Raw genomic sequence first — 14,856 nt, forward strand, 5'->3', positions numbered from 1 at the left:
ACAGAGGATGCCATCACCGTCACGAGCGACGCCATCCAGGTGCAGGGCGGCATGGGCTTCATCGAAGAGACCGGCGCCGCCCAGCACTACCGCGATGTGCGCATCACCACGATCTACGAGGGCACGACGGCGATCCAGTCGAACGACCTCGTCGGCCGCAAGGTGCTGCGCGACGGCGGCGCCACCGTGTCGGAGCTGTTCGAGCGGATCGACGAGACCGTGGCAGGCTTGCGCGCGTTCGACCACCCCGTCGCGGTGCGCACCGCCGAGCGACTGGAACGGGCGCTCGCGGCATCCCGGCGTGCGACCGCCGACCTGCTCGGCTTCGCCTCATCGCCGCGCGACGCATACGCCGTCAGCGTGCCGTACCTGATGCTGCTGGGCACGCTCGCGGGCGGCTGGATGCACGCCCTCGCCGTAACCGCCGTGTTGGCGCGCGAGACCCCGTCCGAGACGGATGCCGCACGCCTGACGTCCGCGGACTTCTACGGCGCCCACCACCTCCCCCGCGTGCACGCGCTGGCCGAGACGGTCGCCGGCGGCGAGATCGGGTGACGGTGGCCGCGGGGCTCAGCACCTGACTGCCGCCGAGGCGATGAGCGCCTCGCCGACCGCGACGTCCGCGGCATCCGGCTCAGGCGCTGGGCTGCTCGATACGCTCGCGCCGGCCGACAAGCCGGTTGAGGCACTCCGACATCACGAGGCCCAGGATGACGAGGATGCCGAGGAAGAGCGGGAACAGCCACATCCCGATCCACGCCGAGAGCACACCGAACAGCGGGGGCGCGAAGGTCGAGCCGGTGTAGGCCGCCGCCATCTGGATGCCGATGATGGCCTGCGAATTGCGCCGGCCGAAGTTCACGGGCGTGGAGTGGATGATCGCGGGATAGATCGGCGCGGCGCCGAGGCCGGTGAGCACGAGACCGGCGAGCGCGAGCACGTCTGTCTCGAGCGGCAGCGCGAGCAGCACCACGCCGAGGCCGATCGTGACGAACCCGCCGCGGATGAGAGACCGGTCGCCGATCCTGTCGGCGAAGAAGCCCGCGAGGAAGCGTCCTGCGGTGACGCCGAGGAGGAAGAGCGAGGCGAACGCGGCAGCGGTCGCCGGCTCCACGGCGCGGTCGGTGACGAGCCAGGTCGACGCCCACAGTATCGCCGTGCTCTCCAGCGCGCAGTAGGCGAAGAACGCCGTGAGGATCAGTGCGACCCCGGGGATGCGCAGCGCCTGGCCGAGCGGCACGTGGGCACTCCCCCGCCCTGATGCCTCGGCGGCATCCGAACCTTCGTCGTCGGCGTCGGCCTCGTGGTGTGTCGGGGCCACCGGGTTGACCTTGCCCCACAGCGGGAGGCTCACCAGCAGCACGAAGGTGAGCGCCGCCTGGATCACGCCGACGATGAGGTAGGCGCTCGACCAGCCCATACCCGAGGTGAGGGCGTAGCTCATGATGAAGGGGCTGATCGATGCCCCCACACCCCAGAAGCTGTGCAGCCAGTTCATGTGCCGCGCCGCGTAGTGCAGCGCGACGTAGTTGTTCAGCGCCGCGTCGACCGCGCCCGCTCCCAGCCCGTAGGGGATGGCCCAGAGGCACAGCATCCAGAACGAGCCCGAGAACGAGAAGCCCACGAGCGCGGCAGCCGTCATCCCCACGCTCACGGCGGTGACCACGCCCGCACCGAATCGGCGCGTGAGTCGCTCCGAGGCGAGGCTCGACAGGATCGTGCCGCCCGCGATCACCATCGTGATGATGCCGGCGAAGGCGAGGGGAACGCCGAGGTCCTGGTGCATGACCGGCCAGCCGGCGCCCACGAGGGAGTCCGGCAATCCGAGGCTGACGAACGCGACGTAGATGATCGTGAGGAGGAGGGAGTACACGGGTTGCCGATTGTTCTTTCACGGAGCATCGGGCTCGGCGGATCGGATGACCCACGAGCGGCACGGCAGGCCTCTACGCCAGAGGACGCGCCGGTACTAGTCTGGCCGCCGTCAGGCGGATCTGCCGCGCGCATCAAGGGAGAGCGACGAGATGAGACCCCTTCGATACTCGATCAACATCACGATCGACGCCTGCTGCGATCACGAGGCGGGGATCGCGCCGGACGAGGAGTCGATGCGCTACTGGACCGCGGAGATGGAGCGGGCCGACGCCCTGCTCTTCGGCCGGGTGACCTACGAGATGATGGAGTCCGCGTGGCGCAAGCCGGCCACCGGCACGTGGCCCGACTGGATGGGCTCGGGGGACGTCGCCTTCGCCGAGAGCATCGACCGGGCGAAGAAGTACGTCGTGTCGAGCACCCTGAGCGGAGTCGACTGGAATGCCGAGCTGGTGCGAGGCGACCTGGCGCAGGAGGTCCAACGGCTCAAGCAGGAGCCGGGCGAGGGCCTCTGGGTGGGAGGTGTGACGCTCCCCCGGGCGTTGGCGGATCTGGGGCTGATCGACGAGTACGAGTTCCTCGTGCAACCGGTCATCGCCGGGCACGGACCGACGCTGCTCGCCGGTCTGCGCGAGAGCGTGCGGCTCGAGCTCATCGACCGTCATGGTTTCCGGTCAGGGGCGGTCGCCCTGCGCTACCGGCCTACGCGGGCCTCGGCCTGACTCTGTCGGTGCGGCGCGATGCCCTGCGTCGTGTCGGGCGCGCCTGACCGACTAACAGCATGAGTGAGCGGACCACTGACCCGGCGCGAGACCTCGCCCCGCACCACGCCTGGTCCCTCACGTTGCTCACCGTCGACGAACGGCACATCGGCTACATCACGTCGTTCCTGAAACCGGATCTTCTGCTCCGGTTCGGGCTCACGAAGGAGGTCGCCCGAGGGTAGGCCATTCTCCGGCGAGGGGCACCTCGCCCCCCAGCACGTCCAGTGCGCGCGCTTCACTCGCTCGACTTGTTCACGCAGGGCTGTGACGATGGGTTCCACCCCGCCGGGCGTCCTCTCCTCCAGCGAGCCGTCCTCTGGAGCGTCGGCAAGGCCCATGTCAGCGAGCCGCGCCAAGAGTGCCCGCTTTGCCGCGGGACGCGGGGAATCGTCGGGCAGGACGAATTTGAGAACGTCGAAGTCGCGCTCGGCGATCTCCGGGATGGATGCGCGCACACGCCCGATGTCGGGGTCGGCGCTCGTCAGATGGAGGAACGTACGCAGCTCGGGGTCGAACCCGGTCGCGCCGACGTATGCAATCACGGCGTCCGCTACGTCGACCCAGACATAGCCGAGCGGGCGGGGCGAACGTCGCCCTGCCGGACGGCGTTCATCGGAGGAGCAGCGGCTTTGCATGCACAAACGCTAACGCCCTGAAGGAAGCGTCTGCATGCCCTGGCTATCGCGCCGGTAACGAGTCGATGAGAACGCGGTAGGGCAATGTCATCGCTGCCGCAGCCAGGCGTACCCGAACGGCGGGAGCGTCAGTCCGCGCGTGTCCCGGCCCGTCAGCACATCTGTACCGCGAAGAGAAGGCAACTGCACCTCATCAGCGCTCACGTTGATCGCCGCGATGATCTCGTCCGCGGTGTCGGCGGCGCGGCGCACGACGAAGACCCGTTCGTCGAGGTCCGCCACCGTCTGCGTCGCGAATGGAGAGAATCCCGGGAGCATACGGCGGACCTCGAGGAGCCGACGCAAGCCCTCGAGCATCCCGGAGCGGCGACCCGACGTCGACAGTTCATCCGCCAATCGATCGGCGTCGAGCACTTCCCGGTTGATCCGACGCGCGATGCCGGAGCGCGTCATCCCCTCCCGGTCCTGTCCCGATCCCAGGAGCGAGTGGTAGTAGATGGCGGGAACACCCACGACCGATAAGAGGATCGCGTGGGCGGCGAGCCCGCGCGTGACGGCCGAGGCGTCCGGATCAGCGTCGGTCGGGTCTACGAGCGCATCGAGATAGTTGGTGTTCAGCTCGTACACTCCCTCAGATCCATCTGGGCGACGTGCCATCGATACGCGGCCACCTCGTGCTCGGGTCCGCTCGACCAGCAGTGCGCGGTCGTCGTCTGTGAGCAGCCCTTCGGTGGGGCGGATGCCGATACCGTCGTGGCTGGCGAGGAAGTTGAACCACGTGGCGGTGGCGCTCACGGGCCCTATCCGCGCGGCCCAGGCGGAGAGTTGTGTGGCACGCCCCGTCACGAACGCGTGAAGCACGAGCGGCGGAAGCGCGAACTGATAGACCATGTTGGCCTCGTTCGAGCCGTCGCCGAAATAGGTGACGTTGTCGGCGTGGGGAACATTGGTCTCGGTCAGGAGCAGCGTGCCGGGCGCGAGGGCGTCGAGTAGCACGCGCCAGATGCGCACGACCGCATGCGTCTGCGGCAAGTGAATCGATGTCGTCCCCGACTGCTTCCAGAGATATCCGATCGCGTCCAGTCGCACGGTACGGGCGCCACGTGCGATGTATCCCAGCAGCACGTCTGTGAGTTCAAGGAGGACCGCCGGGGTGCTGGGATCGACGTCGATCTGATCGGCACCGAATGTCGTCCACGCGCGAGCGATTGTGCCGTCCGGCCGCGGGTATTCGTGGAAGAGCGGGCTCGTACGGGGACGAACCACGGCGCTGGTATCGAAGTCGTCGCCGGGTTCGAGAAAATAGCCGGCGTAGCGGGGATCCCGCGCCAGCCATCCGCGGAACCACGCGCTTGAGCTCGAGACATGGTTCGCAACGAAGTCCAACGCGAGCGCGTGATCGGCGCGCAGTTCGACGAGGTCGTCCCAGGATCCTAGCTCGGGGTTCACTTGGCGGTGGTCGACGACACCAAAGCCGTCGTCGGAGGTCCAAGGGTAGATCGGCAGGAGGTGCACGTCAGTGACTGCGTCGCGGACGTGTCTGCGCAGGACGTCGGCCAGCGTGTGCAGCGGAGCTTCCTCCGGGCGCCGGAACGCGTCGCCGTAGGTGATGAGATACGCCGTGCCTTCGTCGGGTCGGGTGCCCGCCCGCGAAGCCAGGCGCGGAGCCCATTCCCCGGCCAGGGCGACGAGCGCGTCGAGCACCGTCGAGGCTGCAGTCGGGTACAGCTTGGTGACCAGAGGCTCGAGGCGCTCTCGCAGGTCATACGTCCCGCTCATGCGCGCCCTCCTTTGAGGAGCTGTCGCACGAGTTCCATGCCGCGGGCGTCCAGCTCCGAGATACGGTCCGAGAACCCGCGAACGCCGGGGGCACGAAGGACGACGTCGGCCCATTCCTCCCTCAGGGCGAAGCTGGGCCGGGCGACGAGGCAGTCGGGATCAGTCGTCCACAGGCGCCCGTCCTGCCAGGATCGGGCTTCGAGCGACATGCGGCCCCGAAGGCCTTGCGAACCGTTCTCGCCGCCTTCGTGAAAAGTGTCGGATGCGACCCTCATGGCGTCGACGAGGCCCACACTCGGGAGAATCGGAGCCCCGCATCCCAGGAGATACGTGTCGGGACCCATCACCTCACGGATGAGGTCGAGGCCCGACCGGTACGCAGCGATCGGTGTCGCATCCCGATCGAAGCGACCAGCGGGCACAGCGCCCGAGTACAGGAAGTCAAGCTTCAGATACTCCACGCCGACGTCGCGAAGGGCGGAGAACACATCCGCCACGTAAGCGCGCACACCAGGGTGGGTCAGATCGAGTCCGACCAGATCGTCGCCCCAGTTGAATCCGGCCGGGCCGGTGAGCCACTCGGGATGCGTCCGAGCGAGGTCGGACGTGCGCCCGACGGAGAACGGAGCGAGCCAGATGCCGGCTCGACGCCCGCTGTCGCGGATCGCGGAAACAGCATCAGCGATCGATCCGAACCGGGAATTCGGTCGCGTCCATTCCCCCGCGCCGAGACTCCATCCGTCGTCGATCTGGACGACGTCGACCGGAAGCTCCCGACGCTCGATCTCGCGCACGTTCTCGGCCACATCCGCCGCGGTAACCTCTTCGAAGTAGCGATACCAGGTGCACCACACCCTGGGGACCGACGCGGCCGTCCGCGCCCCCCTCGCCGCGCCGAAGCGGTCGCCGAACTGCGTCAGCGCCGTCTGGCCCGTGCCCTCCGTCAGCGTCGCCGCCACAGCACCGTTCGACCGCACGACGACGCGCTCGCCGTGCCATTCGGCGGTGATCGAGGGGACTTTGGTCGACGCGTCGGACGTCGCGTACGTGCGGACCGGTGCCCCCTCGCCCGGGTCGAGGACGAGGAGACCCTCGCCCTGCACACCGGCCTCCGGCAGCCGAGTGCCGGGGCGGAAGCGCATCAGCCGTTGCGCATCGTCGCTGGGCCGGTGCGCCTGATCATGACGGCTGTACCAGGTGGTCGGACTCCAACTCTGCCACCCTTCCGGATAGACCCGAGCGGTGGGGCTGACGGGTACCTCGTCGATGACGTTCACTGAGCAGCCTGTCGTGTCGAAGTTGTGAGATCGAGGTGGGGCGGCCTCACTGGCGAACCGCCCGCTTCGGCGGATTCCACGGCGGCGAGACCGATGCGAACGGTGGCGAGCACGTGTGCGGCGGAGTTCTCCGGCTCGCGATCCTCGGCGATCGCCGTGAGAAGCTCACCCATCGCCCCCGCGAACCCGTCGGGGAACCACTGGCCCTCCAGCGCAAAGCGCGTGATTTCGCCCCCTCGTTCCCGTTCGAGGCCATCGCTGCCGAGCAGCACGCTGCCGCGCAACGTCCCCTCCGTGCCGTGAATCCAGAACGGGCAGCCGCCGGCGCGGGTCCGGGCATTGCCCACCACCCGGATCGACGCGGTCGCTCCGCTGGACGTTCGAAAAGCGACGTCTGCATTCCACGGATTGTGGGCAACGTCGGGCTGTGCGGGGACACGGCCATCCGCGGCCGTGACCGATGACACCGTACTCCCCTCCAGCCAGCAGCGCGTGATGTCGATCCAGTGCACGAGGTAGTCGGAGATGAGCATGTGCGGGACATCGTCGAACGGAGTGCCGGCAAGCGGCGGGAGCGGCTTGTCGTGCAGGTGAGTCACGCCAATCACTTCGCCGATTGCGCCGTCGCGGATAAGCAGCGTCGCCAGCCGCCACGCCGGCGCCCAACGAGCGTTCTGATTGACGGCGACGCGGATTCCCCTGTCGCCTGCCGCGTGCAGCAGTCGCTCAAGGCGCGGGATCTCGGCTTCGTCGACCAGCAGCGGCTTCTGGGCGAGCACGTGCTTGCCGGCGGCGACCGCTGCCTCGATGAGATCGAGGCGGCCCACGGGGCCCGTGGCGATGTCGACGAATCCCACGCGGGGGTCCTCGAGCAACTCCTTGACGCTGCCGTGCACGACGGGGATGGAGAAGTCCTCCGCGAGGCGCCGAGCGTGCTCCCGTGTGCGGGAGGCGACGGCCACGGTGGGAATGCCCCACTCGGCGTACGCGGGAAGATGCGCCGTGCGCGCGATGGAGCCTGCCCCGATGAGGCCGACCCCCAGCGGTTCCGCCGGCACCCGCGGACGAGTGTCGAAAGCGCCGCCGATCATGGTAGCGGCGCGGCGTCGAACCGGAGTACGGCCTGCAGGATGCTGGGATCTCCCCGGTCGAGCCGGGCGAATATGTCCCCGACATCGGGAGCCGACACGACATCTGTGATGAGACTGCCGGCATCGACCGCCCCTGAGAGGATCACCTCCATGACAGTGCGGACCAGTCGCGGCTGATCCCATCTGCCGCCGAGTCTGACAGGAACGCCCGAGATCTGGCTGGCAACGAGCCTGACGCGGTTGTGGTGGAACTCCTCGCCCAGACGCAGCGAGGCCGCCCCGCCCTGGTAAAACCCGGATGCCGCCACCACCCCCTCCACGACGACCGAGCGAATCGCCTCGTGGAGCGCACGGTCGCTGCCGGACAGCTCGACGGCGCTGTCCGCACCTCCGTCGGTCAGGTCACGGATGAGTTCGCTTGCCCCGCCTGGCCGCAGAGCGTCGATGACCTCCTGTGCGCCGAACCGGCGGGCCACCTGGAGCCGTTGCTCCACTGTATCTACGGCGAGGACGCGGCCACCCGAGAGAGTGGCGAGACGCGTGGCAAGCAGACCGATGACGCCCTGACCGAAGATCGCGACCCGCTCACCGAGGCGAACGTCCGCCGCGAGCACGGCGTTGAGCGCGATTGAAGCCACGCGCGCGAAGGTACCGAGTATCGGGGCAGCGTCAGGCGGCATCACACGAGCGGCGACGACTGAAGCCGGCAGGACAGCGTCGCTGCGGTGGCCCCAGATGCCGTGGACGACGTCGCCGGTACGCAGGTCGGTGACGTCGTCGGCGACCTCCACGATCTGGCCGACCTCGGAGTAGCCCCAGCCCTGCACCGGGTAGGCGAAGCTGGGCTCGCCCGGAACGAAAAGGCGCCGCGCGGCGTCCCAACTCGAGGTGAGGTAGGGATTGGTCCCGCGGTAGGCCGTGAGTTCGGTGCCCGCCGAGATGCCCGAGTACCACGTCGCAATGCGCACTGATCCGGCCGTCAGCGGTGCGGGATCGATCTCGACGAGCGCGACCTCGCCTGGCGCGGTGAACTGGACGATATGGGGCACGACGATGCGCCCTCCTTTCAGTGGTGGCTCAGCCCTTTTCCGCACCGGCGGTGAGACCGCCGGTGAGAAGCCTCTCGGAGGCGAAGAAGAGGATGAGGATCGGCAGAGTGAGCAGGACAGACCCCGCCATCAGCACGGTGGTGGGGACCTCGATGCTCCCGGAAAGCTGTGAGAGGCCGAGCGAGACGGTCCACGAATCACGTCTTTCGACGAGGAAGAGCAGCGCGAAAAGGAACTCGTTCCACGCGATCATGAAGATGAACAGTCCGTTCGACACAATGGCGGGCATCGCCAGCGGAAGGCTGACCTTGCGCATGATCTGGAGCCGCGAGGCCCCGTCTATGGCCGCAGCCTCCTCGAGTGATACGGGGATCGTTGCGAAGTAATTGCGCAACGTGTAGATCGACACGGCGGCGACCTGCGAGACGTACACGATGAGCAAGCCCACGAGTGACCCGCGGAGTCCGATCTGGGTGAAGAAGACGAAAAGCGGCACGGCGAGCAAGATGCTCGGAAAGAAGTAGACGGCGAGAAACAGGGCCGACACCTGTCGGCGCCCGAAGAATGCCAGCCGACTGACAGCGTACGAACCCGGAATCGCGACGAGGAGGGTGAGCGCCACCGTTCCGAGCGCGACGAGGAGCGAGTTGCGCATGAACACGATGAAGCCCTGCCCCCCGTCGGATACCGGGGTGAGCACATCGACGTACGTGGACAGGTCGAACTCATCCGCCGAGATCCACAACGCGCCTGGATTCTGCAGGAGCGAGTCGAGGCTGCGGAAGCTCAGCAGGAACATGTAATAGAACGGGAACACGGCAACGATGAGCAGGACGACGATGACCACCGGCCGAAGGACGCGGAACAGTGCGTTCTCGAAGCGGTCCCGGCTGACGCCGCGACGGCTGGGCACGCGAGGCTCGTGTGAGGCCGCCGATGTCATGAGATCTCCTCATTCCGACCGAACAGTTTCAGGTACACAGTGACGAGCACCGCAAGGATGACGGCGAGAATGAGAGCTTGCGCCGCGGCGGCGCCGATGTCGCCGCGCGCTGTCAGGTAGTTGAACACGCGCACCGAGACGACCTCCGTGCCTGCCCCACCGCCGGTGAGCAGGTAGATGTCGTCGAAGTTGTTGAAGGTCCAGATGAACCGAAGGACGCACAGGACCGCGACCGTGGGGAGCAGTTGCGGCAGCACGATGTGACGGAAGCGTTGCGTGGGCGTCGCACCATCGATGCGGGCGGCCTCGTCCAGCACGTCCGGGACCGCGGCCAGCCGCGCAGTCAAGAAGAGGAACGCGAACGGGAACGATCGCCAGCCTTCGAAGACGATGACCGTGATCAACGCGATCGGGATCTGTGTTTCCAAGCCGAAGAGCGATACCGGTAGGGAGCGCTGAGACAGAAAGGCAACCGGATCCTCCCAGCCCAGGACGGTCGTGCCGAACCAGTTGACGAGGCCGAACTGCGGATTCAGCATGGTCGACCACACGAAGGTCGCGGCGACGACCGGTGCCACATAGGGCAGAAGGAGGGCGGCGCGGACGAGACTTCGTCCACGGAACGGCTTGCGCAGCGCCAGCGCAGCAACCATGCCGACCCCGATCGCCAGCGCTGTGCCGCAGACGGAGTACACGAGGGTCGTCCACAGTGCGCCGAGGAAGCCGGGCGAGGTGAGGACACCGACGAAGTTGTCGATGGTGTAATCGCCGAAGAAACCCGTCCCGCGGATGTTGATCAGCCGGACACGCTGGAAGGCAAGCGCGATCGCCCAGAGGATCGGTACGACCACCGCCACCACGATGATGATGAGGGTCGGCGAGATCAGAATCAGTCCCGCTCGGTTCTCCTCCCTGCTCTTCGCCGATCGCAGGAGACCTCGCCCACCCTTGGGGTGCTGCCGCGCAGCCGGGTCAGGGCCGGCGAGGCCCGTCCCCCCTGCGAGCTGGGTCACTGGAGTGAGTCAGCGATCGAGCGCACCGCCTCGGCAGCCTTGGCGGCCGCCGCCGCCGGGTCGCCACCCTGGGACACGTCATTGACGGCGATCGACACGGGAAGCTCACCCTGAAGCGCGCCGAGCAGGGTCCCCTGACCCTGGGTGATCCCCCATCGAGCCAGGTCTTCCGGGCCGGCTGCTACGGCTTCGAGTACCTCGGGTGCGTAGAAATCTGACAGCGGCGCTTTCACGTCGACGCCCGCGGGCAGAGTCGCCCATGCCTCGGAGAAGGCCGTGGGGTCTTCGGACGTGCCGGTGCGCACGGGCACCTTTCCTTCCGGAGCGATGGCGATCCAGTCCTCGTATCCGGCGCCCATCATGTACTCGACGAATGCCTGCGCATCCTCGGTGTTCGCCCCGTCAGTGATGGTCCACGACGTGATCTCCCCGAACTGGGCGGGTTCGTCCGAGTTCGGTCCGGCGATGGCCGTGACGACCCCGGTGTTGTTCGCAAGGAAAGCGGGGTCCGACGCGCACTCCGCGCAGGACGGCTTGGCATCGTCTCGGAGTCCGGCGAGCTCGTCCAGCACGAAGCTCGACCAGATGAACATCGCCGCGTTTCCTGCGAAATAGGTCGCGCGGGTGGTGTTGACATCCTGCGCACCCGGCACCGAATAGTTGCTGGTGAGGTCACTGTAGAACTCGAAAGCGGCGACGCACTCCTCAGTATCGAGTTCCACATCCCCGTCGTCGCCGACGAGCTGGCAGTCATTGCCGAGCGCGATCTGCTCGAAGGTCTGCTCGGTGAAGGCATCCCCCGGGGCGGTCGCTCCAACGAAGCCGGCCATACCGCCGGTGTTCAGGGTCTCAGCCGCTTCGAGGATGGACTCGTAAGAGTCAGGTACCGGCAGGCCAGCTGCTTCGAACAGATCCGTGCGATAGAAGAGCATCTGCGTCCACGACTCGCTCGGCACTGCAAGATGCACGTCGCCGTCAGAAGTTAGTTCGACAGCGCGCTCCGAGAAGGTCGCGGCATCCAGATTGTCGATCACCGTGCCGACCGCATCCGTGTCCACCAGCTCGTTCGCTGAGAGTGTGCGCACCTGCGGGAGGGAGATTCCTCCGATGACGTCTGGTAGATCGCCGGCTGCCGCGGAGGAAATGATGAGCTGGCTGAACTGGTCTTCAGCGACGGAGACAACCTCGACGTCGATGCCGGTCTCTTCGCTGAACGCGGCGACGATGGCCTCGGTCGCGGCGACGCGGTCGGGAAGGTCCTCCTGCAGCCAGAATGTGATGCCGCTCTCTGCGCTATCACCGTCGGAGGCGGTGCAGCCCGTCAGGCCGAGTGCGACAGCACACACCGCCGTCAGGGTCAGTGTTGTGGGCTTGATTTTCACCGGGCGCCTCCTTGCGCGAGCATTACCGGACGGGTCTTCGCGGCGAACCGCGACGTATGATTTGTATAAAAGTTAGATTCATTATGTCTAACTGTCAAGCATAAGCCGGAGCGAGGGAGCTACTGGATGCCTGGACCGGGGGACGTACTGGAACTCATCCGTGAACGTGGCGCGCTGACCCGGGGGGATGTACTGGAGATCACAGGCCTGTCCCGTATGACGGTCTACGGGCGCATTGACTCCCTCCTGGACGCGGGGCTGATCGTCGAGGCGGGGGCGGACCGGGTGACCAGAGGACGTCCTTCTCGGCACCTTGAGTTCAACTCGGCGCACGCGACCGTGGTGGCGGCGACGGTGGACACCACCCAGACGACGGTCGCAGTGACGGATCTGGCGGGAAGGATCGCAATCCAGGAACGGGTCGAGGTCGCCGTCGCGGACGGTCCCGGCGCCACCCTCACAGCGATCAGCGCAAGCGCCCACCGCCTGCTGGGCCGGGCGGGGATCTCCATTGAAAGCGTTGCGGGTCTGGGAGTGAGCATTCCGGGGCCGGTGGACCCGGCTTCCGGCCGACCCAGTCAGCCTCCACTTATGCCCGGATGGGACGCCTACCCCATCACTGAGCACCTGCGTGACGGCCTCGGAGTGTCGGTGCTCGTCGCGAATGACGCGGATGCGGCAGCCCTCGGCGAGCAGCGGGCTGCGCACCCAGATTCGCGCGCACTCTGCTTCCTCAAGGTGTCCTCGGGCATCGGAACCGGAATCGTGCTCGGCGGTCAGGTGTACCGCGGCACCGACGGCGGCGCGGGGGACATCGGCCACGTCAAGCTGGCCGGCCACGACGAACGATGCCAATGCGGAGCTCGCGGGTGCCTCGCAGCAGTCGCGTCGGGAAGAGCTGTGGCCCGTGCCTTGACAAAGCTCGGCAAGGACGCATCTTCGGGATCGGACGTCGGTGCGTACCTCGCTGCGGGGGATCCGGACGCGGCCCGCCTGACTCAGGCCGCCGGACGGGTGATCGGCGAGGTGGTTGCGACGGTCGTATCGCTGTTGAACCCGTCCGACGTCGTCCTCGGCGGGCGGCTCGCCTCCGCACCACTGCTCGCGGGCGTGCGTGAGACGCTCTACCCGCGCTCACTACCCCGCGCGACGCGCCACCTGACGATCAGCCTCTCGACCCTGGGCGAAAGCGCCGCGATCGTCGGCCTCGCGACGCTCGTCGTCGAGCAGGAGTACTCTGCCGCAGCCGTTAACGCCGCGATCGCGCGCTGACGCGGCGGCGGGCCCCGCGGTGGCGCACCAGGCTGTCCGGTGCCAGGAAGTTCGTGCGCATCGCGCGGCCTACTGAACAAGCCACTTGGTAACGCGGACAGAGGCTTGTCGTCACCGACAAATCCTTGGCAGCAGCGACCGACTACTGGCATTGGACCGCAGCATCGAGTGATCACAAAAAGGTAACGACGAACTCTTGTGTGCCGTTATCTTTCCGTTATAGAGTGCTCGCACGGTAGTTGTTTTGCTGTGGCAGCTACCGGCATGTGATTGCAGGACACTCTTGGTGCAGGGACAAGGGCCGGTCGGAAGCCTCTCCGACCGGCCCTTACTCTTGCCCGCTCGAGCCCGGCCCGCAGGTCGCTCAGCGCCTCCGACTTCTCCACAGGCGACTCCATTCAGGAGTTGTCCACAATGTCTGAGAGACCTGGGATTTAAGCCCCGCCGATGTCGGAGGTCCGCACGAGAATAGGGGCATGAACAGCTCCCCCGCCACCTTCTCGGATGCCGCGCTCGCGACATCCGACGTCGTGGCGGAGATGCTCGACACTGACCGGCAGATCGCCGCGCTGCAGGCCCGGCAGTTTGCGCTGCTCGGTCGAGCCGGCGCGATCGCGGCAGAACAAACCGCACCCATCCCGATCAGCGCGCAGCGCGAGCGGGAAATGCCGTTGCGATCCATCGCCGCCGAGATCGGCGCCGCGCTGCGGCGTTCCGACCGGGGCATGCAGAACCGCATCCACGAGGCGACCACCATGCTCAGGCAGTTCCCGAGCACCGTGCAGTCGTTGCGGGACGGACTCATTGACATCGCGCACCTGCGGGTGATCGGCGAGGCGGGATCGCGGCTCACCGATCCAGAGGCGCGGGCGATCTTCGAGCAGGCGGCGCTGGCCGTCGCGGAGCGAGAGACCGCGGCGCGCGCGAAGCCGATCATCACGATGCTCGCCCATCGAATCGACCCCGCGCCGTCGGCAGACCGGCACGCGACCGCGGCGGCCGGCCGGCGCGTCTGGGTGCGGGACCTCGACGACGGCATGGCAGAGGTGGTCGCGCTGTTGCCGGCGCCCCTCGCGCACGGCATCCGGGACCGCGTCTCGCAGTACGCGCGCGGCCGCCACGATCAGGCGAAGAGCTGCGACCCGGGCGCCGACCACGACTCCGCTCCGGCAGACACCCGCACGATGGACCAGCGCCGCGCCGACGTCTTCACCGACCTGCTTCTCACTGGCCATGCCAGCGCGGCGGCATCCGACGACACGATCTGTGAAACCGACGCGATTGTGGCGCGCATCCAGCTGACCGTGCCGTCCGCGACCCTTGCGGGGCGCGAGGTGCCGGCCAGCCTCCAGGGGCACGGCCCCATCGATGCAGCCTCCGCCCGCCATTACGCGTCCACCGCCACGTCGTGGGATCGCCTGTTCGTCGACGCCGCGACCGGGAACGTGGAGGATGCCGACCGCTACCGGCCGTCCCGCGCCCAGCGTCGACTGCTGCGCGGACGCGATGAGCACTGCCGATTCCCCGGTTGCCGGGCGGCGGTGTGGGTGTGCGACATCGACCACACGATCGACTTCGCCCGCGGCGGCCCCACCCGGCCGTGCAACCTCGCCCATCTGTGCAAACGGCATCACACGCTCAAACACCACACCGCGTGGTCGGTCGAACAGCGGCCGGACGGGGTGTTGGTGTGGACCAGCCCGGCCGGCCGCGTGTATTCCGACATCCCGCAGCGCGTTCTCGAGTTCAGCGCCGCGACCCGCAGCGGCGCACCGCCAC

At 67.5% G+C, this 14,856-nt stretch carries 13 protein-coding genes; 4 read left to right on the plus strand and 9 right to left on the minus strand.

Annotated elements, in window-relative coordinates:
* The coding region (locus NQ160_RS06165) for an acyl-CoA dehydrogenase C-terminal domain-containing protein (RefSeq protein WP_257514352.1) at positions 1–555 on the plus strand (555 nt) is incomplete at its 5' end.
* 79 nt (positions 556–634) lie between these two features.
* Here the strand turns inward: NQ160_RS06165 and NQ160_RS06170 are convergent.
* Entirely contained in the window at positions 635–1,873 is a 1,239-nt protein-coding gene (locus NQ160_RS06170) for an MFS transporter (protein WP_257514353.1), read from the minus strand.
* 151 nt (positions 1,874–2,024) lie between these two features.
* On the opposite strand from NQ160_RS06170, the gene NQ160_RS06175 reads away from it, so the two are divergent.
* Positions 2,025–2,594 (plus strand): dihydrofolate reductase family protein, encoded by a 570-nt coding sequence (locus NQ160_RS06175; RefSeq protein ID WP_257514354.1) that lies wholly within the window; start codon positions 2,025–2,027, stop codon positions 2,592–2,594.
* Here the strand turns inward: NQ160_RS06175 and NQ160_RS06180 are convergent.
* The 8 genes from NQ160_RS06180 to NQ160_RS06215 all read right to left on the minus strand — a co-directional run bounded on the left by NQ160_RS06180 (position 2,567) and on the right by NQ160_RS06215 (position 11,805).
* Positions 2,567–3,271, minus strand: coding sequence for a hypothetical protein (locus tag NQ160_RS06180; protein ID WP_257514355.1), 705 nt, complete (start codon positions 3,269–3,271; stop codon positions 2,567–2,569). The genes NQ160_RS06175 and NQ160_RS06180 overlap by 28 nt on opposite strands.
* A gap of 87 nt (positions 3,272–3,358) precedes the next feature.
* Positions 3,359–5,050, minus strand: coding sequence for a sugar phosphorylase (locus NQ160_RS06185; protein WP_257514356.1), 1,692 nt, complete (start codon positions 5,048–5,050; stop codon positions 3,359–3,361).
* Positions 5,047–6,327, minus strand: coding sequence for a glycoside hydrolase family 36 protein (locus tag NQ160_RS06190; RefSeq protein ID WP_257514357.1), 1,281 nt, complete (start codon positions 6,325–6,327; stop codon positions 5,047–5,049). The genes NQ160_RS06185 and NQ160_RS06190 overlap by 4 nt, the downstream gene beginning before the upstream one ends.
* The gene (locus tag NQ160_RS06195; protein WP_257514358.1) at positions 6,324–7,418 is read right to left on the minus strand and encodes a Gfo/Idh/MocA family protein; all 1,095 of its coding nucleotides are present in this window, start codon (positions 7,416–7,418) and stop codon (positions 6,324–6,326) included. The genes NQ160_RS06190 and NQ160_RS06195 overlap by 4 nt, the downstream gene beginning before the upstream one ends.
* Positions 7,415–8,467, minus strand: a complete 1,053-nt coding sequence (locus tag NQ160_RS24855) for a zinc-dependent alcohol dehydrogenase (RefSeq protein ID WP_257514359.1) — start codon at positions 8,465–8,467, stop codon at positions 7,415–7,417. The genes NQ160_RS06195 and NQ160_RS24855 overlap by 4 nt, the downstream gene beginning before the upstream one ends.
* A 28-nt stretch (positions 8,468–8,495) precedes the next feature.
* Positions 8,496–9,380 (minus strand): carbohydrate ABC transporter permease, encoded by an 885-nt coding sequence (locus NQ160_RS06205; RefSeq protein ID WP_257514360.1) that lies wholly within the window; start codon positions 9,378–9,380, stop codon positions 8,496–8,498.
* A gap of 26 nt (positions 9,381–9,406) precedes the next feature.
* Positions 9,407–10,270 (minus strand): carbohydrate ABC transporter permease, encoded by an 864-nt coding sequence (locus tag NQ160_RS06210; protein ID WP_257514361.1) that lies wholly within the window; start codon positions 10,268–10,270, stop codon positions 9,407–9,409.
* 149 nt (positions 10,271–10,419) lie between these two features.
* A complete protein-coding gene (locus NQ160_RS06215) occupies positions 10,420–11,805 on the minus strand; it encodes an ABC transporter substrate-binding protein (RefSeq protein ID WP_257514362.1) in 1,386 nt (461 codons plus the stop codon).
* 126 nt (positions 11,806–11,931) lie between these two features.
* Here NQ160_RS06215 and NQ160_RS06220 point away from each other — a divergent pair, with 126 nt between their 5' ends.
* Together NQ160_RS06220 and NQ160_RS06225 are read left to right on the plus strand one after the other, a co-directional pair.
* Positions 11,932–13,077, plus strand: coding sequence for an ROK family transcriptional regulator (locus NQ160_RS06220; RefSeq protein ID WP_257514363.1), 1,146 nt, complete (start codon positions 11,932–11,934; stop codon positions 13,075–13,077).
* Positions 13,078–13,553: 476 nt separating this feature from the next.
* Positions 13,554–14,856, plus strand: a 1,303-nt coding sequence (locus NQ160_RS06225; RefSeq protein WP_257514364.1) for an HNH endonuclease signature motif containing protein, incomplete at its 3' end; no start/stop codon positions are given.

The organism is Microbacterium sp. zg.Y909, assembly GCF_024626565.1.